This is a genomic window from Propionicimonas sp. (genome assembly GCF_034927565.1).
In the GTDB taxonomy this organism is placed as follows: Bacteria; Actinomycetota; Actinomycetes; order Propionibacteriales; family Propionibacteriaceae; genus Propionicimonas.
In genome coordinates this window covers 1-18,290 of record NZ_JAYFPT010000078.1, presented here as the reverse complement: position 1 = coordinate 18,290, position 18,290 = coordinate 1, and the positions used below count along the sequence as shown (strand labels likewise).

13 protein-coding genes are annotated in these 18,290 nt (G+C 69.3%); 5 read left to right on the top strand and 8 right to left on the bottom strand.

The genetic code is table 11. From position 1 onward, the window contains the following. Window positions 1-814 (top strand): endonuclease/exonuclease/phosphatase family protein (locus VB080_RS12900; protein WP_323418860.1); only part of this gene is annotated, 814 nt, incomplete at its 5' end. Between the two features lie 313 nt (window positions 815-1,127). Here the strand turns inward: VB080_RS12900 and VB080_RS12895 are convergent. Further along, window positions 1,128-3,056: a glycosyltransferase gene (locus VB080_RS12895; protein WP_323418859.1), complete on the bottom strand. Its 1,929-nt coding sequence runs from the start codon at window positions 3,054-3,056 to the stop codon at window positions 1,128-1,130. A 24-nt stretch (window positions 3,057-3,080) separates the two neighbouring features. Then, window positions 3,081-5,867 (bottom strand): Ig-like domain-containing protein, encoded by a 2,787-nt coding sequence (locus VB080_RS12890; protein ID WP_323418858.1) that lies wholly within the window; start codon window positions 5,865-5,867, stop codon window positions 3,081-3,083. A gap of 79 nt (window positions 5,868-5,946) precedes the next feature. On the opposite strand from VB080_RS12890, the gene VB080_RS12885 reads away from it, so the two are divergent. Further along, window positions 5,947-6,501: a hypothetical protein gene (locus VB080_RS12885; protein ID WP_323418857.1), complete on the top strand. Its 555-nt coding sequence runs from the start codon at window positions 5,947-5,949 to the stop codon at window positions 6,499-6,501. Window positions 6,502-6,555: 54 nt separating this feature from the next. Here VB080_RS12885 and VB080_RS12880 read toward each other — a convergent pair whose 3' ends face one another. After that, complete coding sequence (locus VB080_RS12880; protein ID WP_323418856.1) at window positions 6,556-8,301, bottom strand: CDP-glycerol glycerophosphotransferase family protein; 1,746 nt, start codon at window positions 8,299-8,301, stop codon at window positions 6,556-6,558. 146 nt (window positions 8,302-8,447) lie between these two features. Here VB080_RS12880 and VB080_RS12875 point away from each other — a divergent pair, with 146 nt between their 5' ends. Continuing rightward, on the top strand, window positions 8,448-9,917 hold the full coding sequence (locus tag VB080_RS12875) for a bifunctional cytidylyltransferase/SDR family oxidoreductase (protein WP_323418855.1): 1,470 nt from the start codon (window positions 8,448-8,450) through the stop codon (window positions 9,915-9,917). Window positions 9,918-10,034: 117 nt separating this feature from the next. On the opposite strand, the gene VB080_RS12870 is transcribed toward VB080_RS12875, so the two are convergent. Then, the gene (locus tag VB080_RS12870) at window positions 10,035-11,546 is read right to left on the bottom strand and encodes a polysaccharide pyruvyl transferase family protein (protein ID WP_323418854.1); all 1,512 of its coding nucleotides are present in this window, start codon (window positions 11,544-11,546) and stop codon (window positions 10,035-10,037) included. Between the two features lie 206 nt (window positions 11,547-11,752). Here VB080_RS12870 and VB080_RS12865 point away from each other — a divergent pair, with 206 nt between their 5' ends. Both VB080_RS12865 and argS read left to right on the top strand, forming a co-directional pair. Then, window positions 11,753-12,364: a SanA/YdcF family protein gene (locus VB080_RS12865; RefSeq protein WP_323418853.1), complete on the top strand. Its 612-nt coding sequence runs from the start codon at window positions 11,753-11,755 to the stop codon at window positions 12,362-12,364. Window positions 12,365-12,429: 65 nt separating this feature from the next. Next, complete coding sequence (gene argS / locus VB080_RS12860; RefSeq protein WP_323418852.1) at window positions 12,430-14,064, top strand: arginine--tRNA ligase; 1,635 nt, start codon at window positions 12,430-12,432, stop codon at window positions 14,062-14,064. Window positions 14,065-14,085: 21 nt separating this feature from the next. Here the strand turns inward: argS and ppgK are convergent, their stop codons facing one another. From ppgK to VB080_RS12840, 4 genes are all read right to left on the bottom strand, one after another. Then, window positions 14,086-14,862 (bottom strand): polyphosphate--glucose phosphotransferase, encoded by a 777-nt coding sequence (ppgK, locus tag VB080_RS12855; protein WP_323418851.1) that lies wholly within the window; start codon window positions 14,860-14,862, stop codon window positions 14,086-14,088. Window positions 14,863-15,320: 458 nt separating this feature from the next. Beyond that, a complete protein-coding gene (locus VB080_RS12850; protein WP_323418850.1) occupies window positions 15,321-16,826 on the bottom strand; it encodes a PH domain-containing protein in 1,506 nt (501 codons plus the stop codon). Continuing rightward, window positions 16,823-17,311: a PH domain-containing protein gene (locus VB080_RS12845; protein ID WP_323418849.1), complete on the bottom strand. Its 489-nt coding sequence runs from the start codon at window positions 17,309-17,311 to the stop codon at window positions 16,823-16,825. Before VB080_RS12845 ends, VB080_RS12850 begins: the two co-directional genes overlap by 4 nt. A 222-nt stretch (window positions 17,312-17,533) precedes the next feature. After that, window positions 17,534-18,208, bottom strand: a complete 675-nt coding sequence (locus VB080_RS12840; RefSeq protein ID WP_323418848.1) for a DUF1707 SHOCT-like domain-containing protein — start codon at window positions 18,206-18,208, stop codon at window positions 17,534-17,536. Between the last annotated feature and the right edge of the window lie 82 nt (window positions 18,209-18,290).

Sequence of the window (18,290 nt, the reverse complement as noted above, 5' to 3'; positions counted from 1 at the left end):
CTGGGAGAAACGACGCAAAGCGCTGGTGGCCAACATCAAGGCGCAGGCGCCGGACATCCTGGGTATCCAGGAGGCCACCCCCGCCAAGGTGAAGAGCGCGAAGAACGGAAAGTCCGTCAAGCAGCACGACGACCTGCTCTACCTGCTGGGCAGCAAGTACCGGTACGCGACCACCACCAACAGTGAAGGCACCCGCCTGGCCTACAACACCGCCAGGCTGACCTTGGTGAAGTCGGGCGCCCAGAAGCTGACCACGGTGGGCAAGTACTCGCGCTATGCCGTCTGGGCGATCCTGAAGGACAAGATCGGTGGCAGGCAGGTCTTCGCGGTGAACACCCACCTCGAGCCACCCTCCGGCGGGAACGCGAACAAGAACATCTGGAACGCCCGCAAGAAGCAGGCCAACCAGATCATGGACCTGATTGCCAAGCAGAACACCGGAAAGCTGCCGGTGGTGCTGACCGGCGACCTGAACTCCAGCCGGGCCAACAAGCCCAGCAACGGTGTCTACCGCGAGTTCCTGGAGCGTGGCCTGGTCGATCCGCTGGGCGACGCCGACGACACCTGGTTCCGGATCACCCCGGGCATCGCCGAGCACGAGATCGGTGTGGAGTACAACAGCTTCAACAACCTGGAGCGGAAGGCCCGCCGGACCGCCTACGGTGTGGGTACCCATGTGGACTACATCCTGGTCTCCAAGGGCGTGCGGGTGGCGAAGGTGCAGACCGTGGTCTCGCTGGACCGGAACGGGAAGTTCAAGGGAACCATTCCGTCGGACCACAACCTGATCACCACGACCATCCACGTGGGCTGACCGGACGCGCGATCCGGGCGCACCTGTCTGATAGGGCCTGGAGCGTGTCTCCCTATCCCCACGGTGGCCTGCTGCGTGATGCCCCGTGGGCGTCTCGCGGTGTTGTTGTCGGTCGGCGATGCGCCACATCGCCTCCCTTCTCCGCCTTGCGAGCCACTCCGCGGGACCCGCTCGCGACGGCCAAGGACAGGGAGACACGCTCTCGTGCCCGGGTGCAGGAGTGCCCGAGCAGATCATTCCCGCGCAGACCGTGCCGGGAGCAAGCCCGGGAAATCTGCCGGGCCGACGGTCAGCGAAATGTGCCGGCCGGCGGTCAGGCGCTGCGGCGCAGCCGCCGCCGGGCCGCCCGCACCAGCCGTCCGGGCAGGGCACGCAGTTGCCCGGGCCTCAGCCACTCGGTGCCGGTGACGATCCACAGCAGGCCACCGCGGTTCATCCGCAGGAACAGCCCGCTGGACAAGGTGGCCTCACCGGTCCGGACGGCGAACGGGTGCCGTCCTCTCGGCGGCGGCTCGGTGATCTCCAGCCGGGCGCCGGCCAGGTCGCCGACCAGCCAGGCCCCGACGGTGGTGTCAGGCGCTTCCGGCGCGGTCGGGTTGAGCACCACGTCGAGCGAACGCCGGGTGTCCCCGCTGACGTGGATCCCGCGCAGCGGCACCACGTAGCCGGCCTGCGACCGCCGCACCGGGCCCAGCCGGATCCCGGCGTCCAGCACGGCGCTGCGCTGCCGGTGGGCAAGATCGACCGACAGCTTGCCGGACCGGCTGGTGTAAGCCACCGCCATCCGGCCGTCGATCAGGGCGGGCAGCGGCCTGATCGTGCTGTACAGCGGGCTGGCCTGCGAGATCCCCTGCCAGCGGGTCTGGGTCACGAGATCCCAGACCGTGTCCGGCAGGGGCTGGTCATAGGCGGCAGTGGCCGGGTCGAGCCGGGCGCTCAGGTGCGCGACCAGCGCCACATCGTGCTCGCCGTCGGTGACCTCCACCGTGCAGGTAGCGGGCAACTGCCAAGTGACGTACTCGGTGCGGGCCCTGGCGCCGACCAGCACCGAGAAGGTGTGGACCCGGTCGGTGAGGTCGAGCAGGTCGGCCGGAAGGGCCTCGGAGAGCTGGTGCGGCAGCAGTGCTTGCACCCGGTCGCCCTCCCTGGCCAGCCCGAGGGTGTGGTGCCCGGAACGGTGCCACTGGGACGTGGCGTCCACCTGGAGCACGCCGTCCTGCCACTCCACCCTGGACGCGGTGGTGCGGGCGGACAGGCCGGCGCAGGCGTGCTGGAAGCCGATCAGCAGGTCGGGCCGGTTGTCGCGCAGGAACCGCGCCCGGATCTGCCCGAAGACCCCCAGGCGGGCGTCCCACTCCGGTGGAATGAACGTCTGCTGGACGGATCTGGCCCGGCTCATCGCCACCGCCCGCTCCGCCTCGCTGACCTGCTCCAGACTGCGGGAGAGCCGGCGGAGCACCCGTCCCTGGTACTGGTGCATCAGCATCGCGCGGCGGGCGTCGTCGAACTCCGGGCCGGCCAGGGTGGTGTCGATGAACGCCATCAGGGCGTCCAGCCGGTCCCAGAACTCGGTGTCGGTTGCGCCGTAGGAGGTCGAGTTGTTGGAACCGGACTCGTGCCACAGGTAGACCGGTGTGTCGGCCAGGACGGCGACCCGATCGGCCTTCGCGTAGGCCTCGATGTTGACGTAGACGTCCTCCCACAGCAGCCGGCGTCCCTCCGGGAAGGCGATCTGGTGGTCGAGCAGGAACTCCCGCCGGTAGGCCTTGTGCGGCACCATCGGCAGCAGCCTGCCGACCGCGCCGCGCTCCTTGATATTCGCCTCGTTGCCGGCCGCCAGCTCCGGAATCCCCCACCAGACGTCGGAGGTCTTGGACTCCTTCGGACTGATCAGGTCGGCCCCGGTCTGCTCGCCGTACTCGACCAGCCGCCGGAGCGCATCGGGGTAGAGGGAGTCGTCGTGGTCCAGGTAGAGCACGTACTCGCCGGTGGCCATCCGGGTGCCAAGGTTCCGCGGCCGGGAGGGCCAGCCGGAGTTCTCGATCTGGGCCACCCGGTAGTTCGGCCGACTGGCGGCGTAGCCCTGGAGCCGGCCGAAGGTGTCGTCGGGCGACCCGTCGTCGACCAGCACCACCTCGAACTCGTCGGCCGGTAGGGTCTGGCGGTCCAGCGAGTCGACCACGCGCTGGATACCGTCGCCCGGCCGGTAGGTCGGGACGATGACGGAGATTCTCACAGCCATGGCCCCCTGCTCACGGTTTCAGCGCTACTTGATCGCCTTCACCGTGACCGAGTTGGAGTACAGAATCGGTTTGCCCTTCGGCTGCGCGATGGCACTGGTCTTGAACCGCCAGCGATAGGTCTTGGTCACCACGGCGCTGGCCACGACGGTGGTGGAGCCCTTGGGAATCTCGTAGTACTTGGGGCTGCCCAGTTCGTCGGTGTAGTTCACCCACTTGCGGCCGTTGTAGTACTGCAGGTACACCCGCGTGGTGCGGCTCGGGTAGGGAGTCTGCCACTGCAGCAGGAAGACCGCCCGGTTCTCCTTCTTCACCGCCGGCGTGGCGTAGATCCAGGGCTTCTTCTTGGTCGCCGACTTGGTGCGGGCCACCACGGGGGAGTAATTGGAGTACTTCCCGGCAGCGGTGACCGGCGTCTTGCTGCTGGTCTTGTAAGCCGAGGGAGAACTCACCGAGAGCGCCTTCACCCGCCAGACACGGCTGCTGTCGAACTTCTTGCTGATCGTCCCACGACCGTTCTTGACCGTGACCTTGGTGGAACCGACCCACTTGCCCGAGCCGTTGAGGTACTGCAACTGCACCTTGCCGCTCAGCTCGGTGCCGCCCTGGCCCCAGGTCACCACCACCTTGCGTTTGGCGCCCGGCCCGGCGTAGCGCGGGATCGACAGGTACGGCGGCACTGTCACCGTCTGCTTCGCCGTCGACGGCGAGCTGGGAGTGCTGTTGGACGGCATGGTCACCCCGGCGGCATACACCGTCACGGTGGCGCTGCCGGTCTTCACCTTCGACAGCGAGGTGGCGGTGATGGTGGCGGTCGCCGACTCGACGCCGGCCGGGAGGGTCTTGGCAGTGACCTGCCCGCTACTGGACACCGAGGCGATGTTGTTGTTGCTGGAACGCCAGTAGACGCCGGTGATGGTCGGGTTCGAGGGGTTTAGCACGGCCTTGAGCTTGAGGGTGGTGCTGTCGCCGGCGCGCAGGTTGTAGGACGTCGGCGTGATGGCGACGCTCTTGACCACCTTCGGGTTCTTGCCGCTGCGGGCCACCGGATAGAGCCGGTCGAACTGCAGCATCGCCGCGTCGGTGACGACGGTGCTGGTCGCCTTCACCGAGAGCTCGTCGAAGTACATGCTGGTGCCGTTGAGGTTGGCCGACCCGAGCCAGGTGGTGGCCGAGCGCTGGCCGTTCGCGGTGTAGCTGACCACCAGCGACTTGTCGTGGACGTTGGAGAACTCCACCCGGCTGACCAGTTCACGCAGGCTGGTGCCCATCGAGAAGTAGCTGTCGGCGATATTGGCCATCGAGGACTCGCCCAGGATGAGCCGGACGTTGCAGCCGTCCTTCTGCAGGGCTGCCAGGCCGTTGGCCACGCTCTTGCGGGCGGTGCTGAACAGGGAGTGCACCAGGTAGACGTTGCAGCCGGTCTTCTTCACCGTCTTGCCGAGCGACTTGGTGAGGTTCTTGTTGGTCTTGCTGGCCAGGAAGTCGGCCTCGAGATCCTGACCCGGCTTGCGCGGGGAGGCGTAGTAGACGAACTGGCCGTCCGCCGAGGCGACGCCCTTCGTGGCTGCATTCCGGAAGACCGCCGGGAACTTGGTGAACTTGTGCGTGGTGCCCTTCTTGCCGGCCAGGGCGATGGTCGGGTTCCACACCCCGTTGAGCAGGCCCTGGAAGGCGGTCTGGTCGCCGTACAGCACGATGCTGAGGTTGGACTTGCGGCCACCGCTTTGACCATTCAGGTTCGCCGAGGTGATCCAGACGACATTCGACCACTGCTTGCCGGTGGAGTCATTGGTCTTCTGGAAGATGGCGTACTTGGAATGCATCAGCGGGCTGCCGGAGGTGGTGGTGGCAAAGCAGGCACCCAGGCCGGTATTGCACAGCCGGGCGACGTTCGAATAGTTCTTGCTCAGCAGCAGGCCGAGGCTGCTCTTGGCCTTGACGGCGTCGTTCAGGGTGGCGCGGCTGCCGAGGACGTTGATGTAGGCGCGCTGATCGGCGGTCGCGTACTGGTTGAGCTGGTTCATGAAGGCGACGGTGGGACCGTAGATGTCCTTGGTCACCTTCTTGCCGCCGACCGTCAGGTACCACTTCCCGTTGGAGTCCTTCTTCGGGATGGTGGAGTCCCACAGCGTGTTGTACACGGTGGTGTAGAGCTTCGAACCCTTCGGCACCGAGTTGACCAGGTAGCTGAACAGGTTCACCTGCCGCCAGTCGAGGGTGCCGTCCTCAATGTCGCCCACCGAGCTGTAGATCTCGACCCGTCCGCCCTGGGCGGTGGTGTAGGCCACGTCGGGCTTGACAGCACCGGTGGTATTGCCCGGGCCGCCGATCGGGAACTTGTCGGCGTCCACCTTCGGGCTGGGATCAGGGGACTGCAGCCGTGGGACGGCCGAGGCGTCGGCCGGCACCGTCGGCGTGGCGATCGCCTGGGGTGCGACCTGCTGCACGGCGTTCGCCTGCGCGGTCGTCGACGCGGTGGTCTCCGCAGCTGTCGGCGTCGGCGTCGGCGTCTCCTCGGCTGTCGCGACCGGAGAACTGGTCGCGTCGGTTGCCTGTGGCGTGGGAGTCTCGGACGCGGTGGGCGTCTCGGAGCTGGACGGGGTCTCCACCGGCTCGGAACTCGCCGATTCGGTGGCATCGGGGTTCTCGATGGCCTCGTCGTACGCCTGGATGGGGGCCGAACCGCCCTCGCCCTCGGCTCTCGCCTGGGTGGCTGTGACTGAGCTGAGGCCGGCGCTGAGAAGTGCGATACAACTGAGCCAGACGACAGGCTTACGCAGGCGCTCAGGCCAGTTTCCGGAGTGCGGCATGCTGGTCAGCATACCCCGGGCTCCCGCCGGGGCGGGGGTCGCCTACCATGGCAGCCAGGACAGGGAGGGGTGGACGCTCATGGTCGCCAACCGTCGGAGCTGGTGGAAACGGCCCGCGCTCTGGATCGTCGCGGCTGTCGTGGTGATCGCCGGAATCGGTGTCGCGGTCGCAGTCACCGTGGCCAACCGGCCGGTCGCCGAGGGGCCGGTGGCGCCCTCGCCGACGCCGACCCCGTCCGCCACCCCGACGGCAACGGACGAGGAGATCCCCGAAGGCCTGGCCTCGGAACTCGAGCCCTCGGAGCCCGCGCCGACCGCCGACCTGCCCTACTGCGAGAAGTTCCGGACCATCATCGCCGGCGGCACCGATGTCGGCAGTGAGAACCGGGCGGAGAACCTCAAGGAACTGGCCGCCAAGTACGAGGAGTACCTGGACAAGTACGCCGAGGCGGCGGCGCTGGCGCCAGACAGCCTGACCGACGAGTACGACACCGTGATCTCCTATCTCAAGGAGGCGATCGCCGTGGTGAAGGGCGGTGACTTCACCAAGATCATGGCCAAGTTCGAGGAGCTCGAGACGCTCAACACCGCCATGGCCGCGATCAACGACCAGTCCCGGGCGTACTGCTCCTGACGCGCGCTGGCCGGGCCGGGTTGATCCGAGAGGGTGGCCCGGAGCGGCGCGGGCTCAGTTCGCGGCGTCCCCGGTGTCGTCCAGGTACGACCGGGCGGTCTGGATGAACCGGTCGGCGACTTTCCCCGCCGGGGAGTCGCCCAGGTAGTAGACCCGCAACTCGTCCCGGGTGGCCTGCTTGGGATCGGCTCCCAGCATGGCGTCGAGAACCTGGTCGAAACCGGGCACCGACCCGGTCGCGACATCGAAGACGTAGCCGGCCGCCGACTGCGGGAACTCCCGTGCGAAGGCCTCACCGTGGGCGGACACGGCGGCCATGGCGAACGGCTTGCCGGAAGCCAGGTAGTCCGAGACCACCGAGGACACGTCGGAGACCATGGCATCGGAGGCGTTGAAGCAGTCGAACAGGCTCATCGCGGTCTCGGCCTGCGGGCCGAAGACGTGCTTGCGTCCGGTGGCCTCGGCATCGGCGGCGAGCAGCGCGATGGTCTGGTCGCAGGCCTCGGCATTCGCCCGGTGCCGGCGGGAGTACGGGTGGGGCCGGAAGATGACCGTGCAGCCACGCTCGAGCAGGGCGCCCACGATCACCGTCGCCGCCCGCAGCGAGCTGTAGTCGGAGTCCTCGTAGAAACCGGACCAGGTCGGGCTGTAGAGCACCACCCGGTCGGTGAGCTCGCCGACCGGGCCACGAGCCCGCCGGACGTCCTCCAGTTGCGGCCGTCCGACGATGACGAGCTGGTCGGGCTGGGTCTTCACGCCGTGGATCGCGAACCGGTCGATCGCGGCCTGGCCGGCGACGAAGTTGCGGTCGTACTGCCGAAAGACCGGGCTGACGCTGGCGATCTTGTCGCTGTCGCCGTGGTTCAACTGGATGTGGGTGAGGTGGGGGAACCGGATCATGTGAGAGTTGCGGACGGCGGTGTTGGCGTAGAAAACCACCTTCAGGCTGGGGCAGACCACGGCGTCGAGGTCCTCCAGGTTCTGCCGCAGGATGATCGGGGCATCGGTCAGGGCGGTGAGCTCGCGGAAGTTGGCGTCGGTGCGGACCAGGACGAACCAGGGCCGTTCGAGCCGCTTCAGGTACGGCAGCCACATCGTGGCCTGGTAGGCGGTTCCAGCAGGCGCCTGCCAGTGGAAGGCGAAGGCGGGGCCGAGGTCGGCCAGGATGCGGGGCAGGTTCGCCTCCAGCCGCTGGCGCTGCCGCTGGTAGCGCACCAGTTGCACGAAGACGACACCGGTGACGATGAAACTCGCCAGCACTGCCACTGCCGCAGGGACCGGGGTCAGCCCGGTCATGGCCGAGGCGCCGGTCAGCAGCAGTGCCAGGGTGACCAGGCCGTAGAGCCAGGTGCCCAGGGCTTGGGACGGCTCGGGCACCTCCCAGCCGGGCAGGTTGGCCACCTGCGGGGTCGCCCTGGTCAGCGGTCGCCGGACCGACTGCTCGGCCAGCAGCAGGATGCCGACCAGTCCGCCCAGGACGATGACGAGGGTGCGAGGACCACTGTCGCCGGTCAGCACCAGGGCGGCGATCAGCAGGATCAGGCGTGGCCAGACGTTCTCGCCGATCAGGGTTGCGGTCCGCTGGGGATCAAAGCCCGCCCGTACCAGGTGGGTGAGCGGGGAAGCCAGGACGGCGGCGACGCCGAGCAGGATCAACGCCACGGTGACCCAGGATTCGGGTGCCAGCAGGGCGCTGACCACGGCTGCCAGGCCAAGCAGGCCGCACACCAGCGAGTACGCGTTGATGACGCTGGAAATCAGCGCGAGATAGGTTCGCCAGCCGCTGCCGCCCGACCGCATCCGATCCCCTCCTCGCCTCGCCCGACCAGCGGTCAACCTACCACCCGCTGCCGATCCGCCGCGCGCCCGACGACGACCTCGGGCACCCCGTCCGAATCCGGCGGCCGGCTCCGGTAGAGTCGCAGCAGACGAAAGGGAACTTCGCCATGGAATCGGGACGACGCACGGTCGCAGTCATCCTTGCCGGGGGCACCGGATCGCGGGTCGGCCTCTCGACCCCCAAACAACTCCTGAAGATCGCCGGCAGACCGATCATGGAGCACACCGTCGCCCTCTTCCAGGAGGCGGAGGTCATCGACGAGATCCTGATCCTGATGCACCCCGACCACCTCGACGCCGCGCAGGCGATCGCCCAGCGCTACTCGAAGGTCAGCCGGGTGGTCGCCGGCGGGGAGACCCGCAACGCCTCGACCAAAGCCGCCCTGGCCGCGCTGGAGGACTTCGATCCGGACACCAAGGTGCTCTTCCACGACGCCGTCCGTCCCCTGCTGGAGCAGCGGATCATCCGTGACCTGGTCACCACCCTGGACAGCCACGAGGCGGTGGACGTGGCGATCCGGTCGGCCGACACCATCATCGAGGTCAACGCCGCCGACGAGATCGCGCAGATCCCCACCCGTGACCGGATGCGCCGCGGGCAGACACCGCAGGCCTTCCGGCTGTCCACGATCACCGAGGCCTACCGGCTGGCCTGGCTGGATCCCGATTTCGTGGCCACCGACGACTGCTCGGTGGTGCTGCGCTACCTGCCCGAGGTGCCGATCGCGGTGGTCAACGGTTCGGAGCAGAACATCAAGGTCACCGAACCGATCGACCTGTTCATCGCCGACAAGCTCTTCCAGCTGGGCTCGGTGAGTGCCGTCCCGCTGGGCAGCGTCGAGGAGTACCGCAACCGGCTCCAGGGCAAGGTGGTGGTGGTGATCGGTGGCAGCTACGGGATCGGTGCCGACATCGCGACGATGGCCCGCGGGTTCGGCGCCGAGGTGCACGCCTTCAGCCGCTCGCAGACCAACACCCACGCCGAGGTACCCCAGGACGTCGAGGCCGCGCTGGCCAGCGCCTATGCCGCGAGCGGGCGGATCGACTACGTCATCCTCACTGCCGGCGTGCTGAACATCGGCAGGCTGGCCGAGGTGGAGTTGGAGGAGGTGCTCGACGGGGTTCGGATCAACTACGTCGCACCGGTGATCGTTGCCCGGCTGGCGCACCGCTACCTGGCCGAGTCCGGTGGTCAGTTGGTCTTCTTCACGTCCAGTTCCTACACCCGTGGCCGGGCCGGCTACTCGGTCTACTCCTCGTCCAAGGCGGCTGTGGTGAACCTTGCCCAGGCGCTGGCCGACGAGTGGTCGTCGGAGGGCATCAGCGTGAATGTGATCAACCCGGAACGGGCCGGGACGCCGATGCGGGTCAAGGCCTTCGGCGAGGAGCCGGCCGGCACCCTGCTGTCCTCCCAGGCGGTGGCGCTGACCACCATCGACGTGCTGCTCTCCAGCCTCACCGGCCAGGTGATCGACGTGCGCCGGGAGGAGCCCGGCCACGCCGGGATGTCCCGCAGCGCGGGCGACGCGAACCTGATCGCCGAGGCGCTGGCGTCCCTCACCGAGCAGTCGGAGTAGGCCGCCGCCCGTCGCCGCCGCCCTCCTGCGACGGCGCGGGTTGGAGACGGTTCCCTGCGAGTCGCGCTCTGGTTCGCCGGAACCGTCCGGGGCTCGAACCGCCTGGCCCAATCCGCTTCAGCGGCGGCGGAACCTGCGACGCAGCCAGCCGCCGACCTTGCGATACAGCGGACGGGTGGCAGCGGTGAGCGCCTTGAGCTGACCCTGCTGGCGCTCCAGCCGGGTGGTGAGGGCTGCCAGTTCCTTCTGCTGGGCGCGGATCAGCCCGGCTTGCTCCGACACCACACCGCGCAGCTCGGCGATCCTGGTCAGGACATCCTTCGCCGCGGCGCCGGCCGGCGCGAACTCAGGTTGATAGGCCCCGTGGGTGCGGACGGCGTCGCCCGGCCGCAGCCCCTGGTGCAGCCAGCGCAGCCGGCTGGCGATCTCGGCCGGGCCGGCTGCGGTCAGCGGCCCCACCCCGTCCGGCCGGGCGGCGGCGGTGACCAGGGCGTCGTAGTCGGGGTCGGGACGGTCCCGGTGCGGCAGGCCGTTGCGGTCCAGGAAGGCCAGCCAGAGGTCGCGATTGACGTCCCGGGCGGCGTTGAATGCCGACAGGTCGGCCTGCTCGTACAGGGTTGCGGCGTCCATCGCCCAGCCCTCGTCCGGCACCACCTGGTGCGGAATCTGGTGGAACCGGGCGAGCTCCAGGGTGCGGGAGTCGTGGGCCAGCTGGTAGGCGGGGATGCCGGCTAGCAGCGCGGCCACGTTGCCGTGGATCCGGGTGCCGCAGGCGAAGTCCTGGCCGGCCAGGAACCGCAACCAGGAGGTCGGGTCGGCGAAGAACCGGATCTTGTCCTCGGCGCACAGGTAGTGGTCGAGGCTGCCGGGCATCCCGGGCGGCGCCTCGAACTCGTCCCCCCACAGCAGCAGGCCGAGGGTCTGGCTGTCCTGGGCGATGTAGGTCAGGTGCGGGTGGCGGGCGTGGTTGTACTCCAGCAGGGCGCGCGACTGCGGCACCGAGGGGGTGAGGCTGAGCGCGATCCGGGAGTCGGAGGTCAGCGAGCCGGTCGGCCCGGCGACGGTCGTCCCCGGCTCGTACAGGTGCAGGGACGGGCAGCCCACCACGTCCACCTGCTCGGCCGGGAAGCCGAGGCCGGTCAGGTACGACTGGGTGAGTTCCCCCCGTACCCCGATGGACGCGGAGCGCTCCAGGACCGCCCGGACGAACCGGCCGGCGGCCGCGTCCAGGTCGGTTCCGGCGCTGTCGGCGTCATGGTCGAGGTCGAACTGGCCGCCGATACACGGCACGACCACCGGGATCCGCAGTTGCTCGATCACCTCGGTCAGCCGGGTGAGCGGCTGCAGGAAGTCGTCCCGGAAGGCGTTCGCGAGCGGCAGCACCACCACGTCGAACTCGTCGTTGATCCGGGCGATGTGGTCGGCGTCCATGCCGCGGCGTTCGGTGCTCAGCGAGTCGACCACCAGGTCGGTGTCAGGGGTCCGCAGGGTGCGGTAGATCGCGTCCTGGAAGAGCAGGTTGCCGGAGTTGGTGGAGAAGGTGCCCACCCCGCGATAGGCATGCGCTGCCTCGACGCCCACCGGCTGGTGCGGGGGTCGCCCGCACCGGATCAACACTCGCGTGGTCACAACGCTGTCCTCCGCTACATCCGTCCAGGCAGCCTGACACCGGGCATGTCCGAACCCGGACACCGCCACCCTGGGGTGACCGTGCGCCTCGCAGGACGGGTGGTTCCACCCCGCTCCTGACTCCTCCTGGCCTGCGGACGATGGTAGAGGGTCGCGTTGCCGGGGCCAACCCGGGGCGGCCGCCGTGCACGCTCTAGGCTGAGGCCGTGCGACGACGAGGGACGATCTGGGGCGGCCTGCTTGCCGGGCTGGCGCTGGCGCCGGGGGTGCTGGCCGGGGTGATCCACCTGGCCAGCCGTCACCGGATCGTCGCAGTGGAGCAGCTTCCCACCGTCCCGGTTGGACTGGTGCTGGGCGCCGAGGTGCACCCGGGAGGGCGGCCGTCCGGCTTTCTGCGGGCCCGGCTGGACATGGCCGTCGAGCTGTACCGGCGAGGACGGGTGGAGCAGTTGCTGGTGTCCGGGGACGGGCGCAGCCGCTTCCAGGACGAGCCGGCCGCGATGCGCGCCTACCTGGTCGCCCACGGGGTACCGGAGGCGGCGATCGGAGTGGATGCCGAAGGTCTGGACACCTACGCCTCCTGTGCCCGGGCCCGGGACGTCTTCGGGCTGCGTCGGCTGGTGGTGGTGAGCCAGCGCTACCACCTGCCACGCGCCCTGGCGATCTGCCGGCTGCTGGGCATCGAGGCCTGGGGTGTGGGTGACACCAGTGTCAGGTTGAGCCGGCGGGCCTGGTCGCACGGGCTGCGCCGCGAGGTGGCGGCCAACCTCAAGCTGGTCTGGGACGTCGTCACCCGCAAGCCCTGGGCGCATCGCTGACGTTCTCCGGCCGTGCCCGGTGGCGCCGGCAGGGAGCCGCCGCGCGGCGTGCGAAAATGGCGACCATGCTGTCTCTGCCCGCCGTCCTGAGCGCCCGTGTCCAAGCCGTTGCCGGGGTGGATCCCGAGTTGCGCCCGGCGACCCGTCCGCAGTTCGGCCACTACCAGACCAATGTCGCGCTGCGGCTGGCCAACTCGTTGGGGGAGAAGCCGCGGGAGGTGGCCCAGCGCCTGGTGGAGCAGATCGACCTGGCCGAGCTGTGCGAGCCGCTGGAGATCGCCGGCCCGGGCTTCATCAACCTGCGGATCCGCGCCGACGTGCTGGCCCGGGTGGCCTCCGAGGTGCTGGCCGACCCGCAGGGCGGCATCAACCGCACCACCGACCCCAAGACCGTGGTGATCGACTACTCCAGCCCGAACGCCGCCAAGCAGATGCACGTCGGCCACCTGCGCTCGACGATCATCGGCGACTGCTTCACCCGGGTGCTGCGGGCCACCGGGCACACCGTCATCCCGCAGAACCACCTCGGCGACTGGGGTCGGCAGTTCGGCATGATGGTCGAGCAGTTGGTCGACGAGGGGCTGGACGCGTCCAGCCTCGACCTGCCGGGCGCCGAGGCGCTCTACCAGCGGGCCAACGCTCATCTGAACGAGTCCGAGGAGTTCGCAGCCCGGGCGCGCGACCGGGTGGTGGCACTGCAGGCCGGCGACCCGGAGACCCGCCGGATCTGGCGGCAGATCATTGACATCTCGCTGGCCGGCTTCAACGCCACCTACCAGCGGATGAACGTGCTGCTCACCGACGCCGACGTGGCGGGGGAGTCGCTCTACAACGACGATCTGCCGGTGGTCGCCGCCGACCTGGAGGACCGCGGCATCGCTGTCGTCGACGACGGCGCCCTGGTGGTCTTCGTGGACGGCTTTCCGGCCCCGGCGATGATCCGGAACTCCCAGGGCGGCTACGGCTACGACTGCACCGACCTGGCCGCCGTCCGGCACCGGGTGGGCGACCTGGGCGCCAACCGGCTGATCTACGTGGTCGGCACCCCGCAGCAGTTCCACTTCGACCTGATCTTCGCGGTCTCCCGCAAGGCCGGCTACCTGCCGCCGGAGGTGTCGGCGGAGTTCGTCGGCTTCGGTCAGGTGCTGGGCGCGGACGGCAAGAAGTTCTCCACCCGGGAGGGCACCGCCGTCACGCTGAACTCCCTGCTGGACGCCGCCGAGGAGCAGGCGGCGCCGGCGATCGCGCTGGCGGCAATCAAGTACGCCGACCTGTCCAGCGGGTTGCAGAAGGACTACGCCTTCGACGTCGAGCGGATGGTCGCCACCACCGGCGACACCGGGCCATACCTGCAGTACGCCCACGCCCGGGTGAACCAGATCCTGCGCAAGGCCGAGGCGGAGAGCTTCCCGGTCGGGCCGGTCACCGTCCTGGAGGCGCCCGAGGAGCAGACCCTCGCCCTGCTGCTCTCCCGGTTCGGCGAGGTGGTGGACGCTGTCGCCGTCACCCTGCAGCCCCACCGGCTGTGCGGCTACCTGTACGAGCTGGCCGGTGCGCTCAGCGTCTTCTACGAGAAGTGCCCGGTGTTGAAGAGCGACGGGGAGGTGCGCGCCTCCCGGCTGGGGCTGTGCCAGGCCACCAAACAGGTGCTCGCCACCGGCCTCGACCTGCTCGGTATCGAGGCCCCGGAGCGGATGTAGCGCCGCGGCGCCGTCCCTGGCTCAGGCCAGCAGGTCCGTCCGTCCGGCTGCTTCAGCGGCCAGCCAGGCGGCGCCGATGATGCCGGCGCGGTTCTTCAGCGAGGCCGGCACGATCTCGGCATGGAGCTTCAGGTACGGCAGGTACTTGGCGGCGTCCTTCGAGATCCCGCCACCGACCACGATCAGGTCCGGGGAGAACAGCTTCTCGATGGTGTCGTAGTAGCGCTGCAGCCGCGGGATGTACTCCTCGTAGGAGAGCCCGAGCCGGGTCTTGGCCCCGGCGGAGGCCTGGGTCTCGGCGTCGTGGCCGTCGATCTCCAGATGGCCGAGTTCGCTGTTGGGCACCAGCGCGCCGTCCATGATCATCGCGCTGCCGATCCCGGTGCCCAGGGTGGTGACGATCACCAGGCCTGGATACCCCTTCGCGACGCCGTACTTCACCTCGGCAATGCCGGCAGCGTCCGCGTCATTGACCAGGTGGACCGGCCGGCCCAGCCGTTCGGAGAAGATCGTGTCTGCGGGGGCGTCGATCCACGACTTGTCGATATTGGCGGCCGACCGGGTGACGCCGTGGGTGACCACCGCCGGAATGGTGACACCGACCGGGCCGTCGCCGAGTTGGCCGGCAAAGCTCTCGACGATTCTGGCCACTACGCCGGCCACCTTCTTCGGCGTGGACGGGGTCGGCGTCGGGATGCGCAGCCGCTTGTCGGCGAAATCGCCGACCACCAGGTCGACCGGGGCACCCTTGATGCCCGATCCGCCGATGTCGATCCCCAGCACAGCCTCGTTGGTCATGGGCTAAACATAGCGATCAGCGACCCCGTCCTGCACCGCCGGAGCCGGCCGTGACCGCCTGGAATCACGCACCGTGACGACATGGTTGGTGAGGTTCACCCCGGATCGTGGAGGCATCAGCTACAAGGAGTAGTTATGCCTGAGAAGCGCGCCCATCCCCTTTGCTCTGCGGACGGCCAGCTCAGCTGGTGACGTGATTCTGCGTCTCGAACGCGACTACCGGCGATTTCGCGGCCTGCCAAGGCATCGACGTGCAGGATCGCGACAGCGGGTTAGCCCAGTGACCCTCGACACGACCACCAACGAACCAACGCACACGAGCACTGGAACTGAGACTACGACCCTCGTGCGCCGAGAGCATGCTCCTCACGAGGGCTTGTCCGGAGCGCGTTTCCCCTTGTCAGGGTGGGCTGGTGAGATGTGAACTCGCGATGGAGGTTGAGCCCAAGACCCGCTTGTCAGACGGATGCTCCGGGGCACGGGTCGTCGTTGGGGTTCGGATCCCGGCTGTCGCTGCCGGGGTCGGTGACGTCCACGTCCCGCAGCCCCAGCAGCACGGTCAGCGCCGGCAGCCGGGCCTGCACGGTGGCCGCGTCCATCCCCTCGGCGTGGACGCTGAGGTGGGCGCCGGCGGTGTGGACGCCGAGGTCGGCGATCCCGAGCCGGCGGGAAACTGGTCCCTGGGCGAGGTGGAGCGACTGCGCGCGGGCGTGCGGGACGAGTTGCCAGCGGCGAACCAGCCAGCCGTGCCGGGAGACGAACAGCCGGTCGTCGAAGCCCCAGCGGAGGAAGGGGGCCGAGAACGGGTGGAGCCAGCGGGCCTGCACCGGTGCGGGGGTGAGGTCGACGGTCTCGAAGTCGGCGGACGGCCACAGCGCCCGCAACGCGACCCTGACCTGGTCGATGCTCCCGGCCGGCAGCATGATCGAGTTCACCTGGGAGGAGTTCTCCTCGTTGGTCACCGCGCCCCAGCCGAGCACCTCGAGATCGATCCGGTACAGCCCGAGCCGCCGCCACAGCAGCGACTGGCTGAGTTGCACCGCCTGGACCCGCCGGGCGGGCAGCGACTGGCTGGTGAGGCTGGTCAGGCCGCGGGTGATCCGCAGCCCGGCCTCGCGCCGGGAGAGGGTGTAGTTGAACTGGCTGGTGACCCGCCGTCCGACGAAGCCGACCAGGGCGGTGACGGTGGGCACGGCGAGGCCGATGCCGACCACGCCCAGGCCAAAGCCGAAGAACAGCACCGCCGCCGCCACGCCGCTGAGCATGATGCCGAAGAACTCGTGCGAAGTGAGCGCGGCGAGCACGAGGGTCTGGGGCGGGACGCGGACCAACACCTCGTCCTCGGCATGCAGATCCTGCAGGATCGAGTCGGCCGAGAGCTCCACCCCGCGGGCGGGATTGACACGCTGTCCGCGCGCCCGGGCCAGCAGGTAGTCGCGCAGTTCGTAGGCACGCCGCAGGCTGAGGTAGCGCAGCTTGGTCGAGTCGCCGCCGCCCACGTCGATCTGCACCTCGGCGAGCTGGAACAGCCGGGCCGCGAACGGCTGCACCACGTCGATCGCCTGGATCCGCTCGAAGGCGATCCGCTGTGAGGTGCGGAAGATCGCGCCGGTGTCGATCCGTAGTTCCTCGGCGTCCACGACGAAGCGGGTGAACCGCCAGGTGACGAAACCGGCGACTGCTGCGATCAGCGCGATCGCCCCGATGCCGAGCAGCAGGAACTGCAACGGCGGCAACTCGCCGGGACGGTCGGTGCCGTCGGGGATGAACTCCCGTCCCACGCCGATCACGATCGCCAGCAGCACCACCCAGCCGCGGATCAGCGGGGTGAGCGGGTGGGGGCGCTCGGTGAGCTTCGCGGACGGGGAGGGGGTCTCGGCAGCGTCCGGGCCGTCCGCCGGCCACGCTCTGGTCCCTGGTGGCTGCTCCGGATCGGGAGGAGGAACTGCGCCTGGCTGGCTCACAGCGGCAGCGCCTGGCTCTCGCCGGCCCTGATCAGCCGGTCCCGCAGGGTGGTGGCGTCGGCGGCTGACAACCCCGGGATGGCGGCGTGCGACTCGACGGACGCGGTGACCAGCGAGACCTTCGCCAACCCCCACAGCCGGTCGATCGGCCCGGAGTGCACCTGGACGGCCTGCATCCGGCTGTAGGGGATCACGCTCAGCCGACGGTTCCACAGCCCGGTGCGGATCACCAGGTCGTGCTCGCGTTCGGCATAGCCGAAAGCCCGCGTCCAGCGCCAGCCGCGTACCACCCGCCAGGTCAGCCAGGACAGCCCGATGATGGCAGCGGCCAGTGGCGCCCACCAGCCGGGGAACCACCACGCGGCGGCGACGAGGATCACGACCAGCACGAGGTTGCTCACCGCGGCGCCGACGGCGCGGGCGGTCGCGGCGCGGGGAGCGAGCCGCTGCCAGGTCAGTCCCTCAGGGGTGAACGCCGATTCCATGGCGCAAGCCTAGAGCGTGGCTTCCAGCCCCTGGTCGCAGCGGCGTTCGGCGGGGTGCCTGGCCGGCGGAGGCGAGAGGCGGTGGTGGTGCGGCGTCGAGGTGGCGACTGGCGGCGGTGTCGTCGGGCGCCTCAGAGGGTGGCGAGGACTGGGGACACGCCGTGGGCAGCGGGACGGCCGGCCATGAGGTTCGCCCGGTCTGCCGGGGTCTCGCCGTTGGTGTCACCCTCTGGAGGGCTTCTTGCGCTTGGGGTTCTTCACCGCGATGCCGCCGAAGAGTGCGATGCCTTTGAGCGTGATGACCGGGGCCCCGGGCTGAGGTGGTTCGATCTTGGTCTCGACACCGCCGAAGAGCCCGCCGGCATGGTTGCGCACCTCGACACCCGGAGGGACGGTGACCTCGACGCCGCCGAACATGCAGAAGGTGTTGATGGTGATCTCCCGGGCCTCGAAGACCGCCTCGGTGGTGTCGAGTTCTGCACCGCCGAAAACCGCCAGGATGGAGGTGTTCTTGCGCACCCGCCAGTGACCCTTGCGGGTTGTGCCCGCGAACACCGCGATGATCTGGTCGGCATTCTCGGTGGCATTGGCGGTGTCGATCTGTGAAGCCGGGGAGGCCGGCGTGGCCATCGGGAACGCCGGTGCGGTCAGGGGGACGGGGTGCACAAGTGCTCCGTCCACACTGACCAGGTCACGGGTGAGCGGCACCAGGTCGTCGAAGGTCTCGGCGACCCGGGCGAGGCTGACCCGGCGGTCGCGCTCGGCGGCGGGGAGCAGGCCTTCGTTGGTGGCCTCGTTCAGCAGTTGGACGACGTGCTGGCGGTCGAGGTCGGTGGCTTCGAGGTCTCCGCCGACGGCGGGACCGACGTCGATGGGTTCGGAGGCAGACGCTGTCATGCCTCCGACGCTACGCCCTGGCCGGCGGGCCGGACACCGGGCAAGCCCAAGCCAAGGGGAGGTTCAGGGTGACCCCGGACGG

Excerpts from the sequence above, each read along its gene's own strand:
- VB080_RS12895 (WP_323418859.1), bottom strand. The coding sequence starts at position 3,056 with ATGGCTGTGAGAATCTCCGTCATCGTCCCGACCTACCGGCCGGGCGAC.
- VB080_RS12890 (WP_323418858.1), bottom strand. The coding sequence starts at position 5,867 with ATGCCGCACTCCGGAAACTGGCCTGAGCGCCTGCGTAAGCCTGTCGTC.
- VB080_RS12885 (WP_323418857.1), top strand. The coding sequence starts at position 5,947 with ATGGTCGCCAACCGTCGGAGCTGGTGGAAACGGCCCGCGCTCTGGATC.
- VB080_RS12880 (WP_323418856.1), bottom strand. The coding sequence starts at position 8,301 with ATGCGGTCGGGCGGCAGCGGCTGGCGAACCTATCTCGCGCTGATTTCC.
- VB080_RS12875 (WP_323418855.1), top strand. The coding sequence starts at position 8,448 with ATGGAATCGGGACGACGCACGGTCGCAGTCATCCTTGCCGGGGGCACC.
- argS (WP_323418852.1), top strand. The coding sequence starts at position 12,430 with ATGCTGTCTCTGCCCGCCGTCCTGAGCGCCCGTGTCCAAGCCGTTGCC.
- ppgK (WP_323418851.1), bottom strand. The coding sequence starts at position 14,862 with ATGACCAACGAGGCTGTGCTGGGGATCGACATCGGCGGATCGGGCATC.
- VB080_RS12845 (WP_323418849.1), bottom strand. The coding sequence starts at position 17,311 with ATGGAATCGGCGTTCACCCCTGAGGGACTGACCTGGCAGCGGCTCGCT.
- VB080_RS12840 (WP_323418848.1), bottom strand. The coding sequence starts at position 18,208 with ATGACAGCGTCTGCCTCCGAACCCATCGACGTCGGTCCCGCCGTCGGC.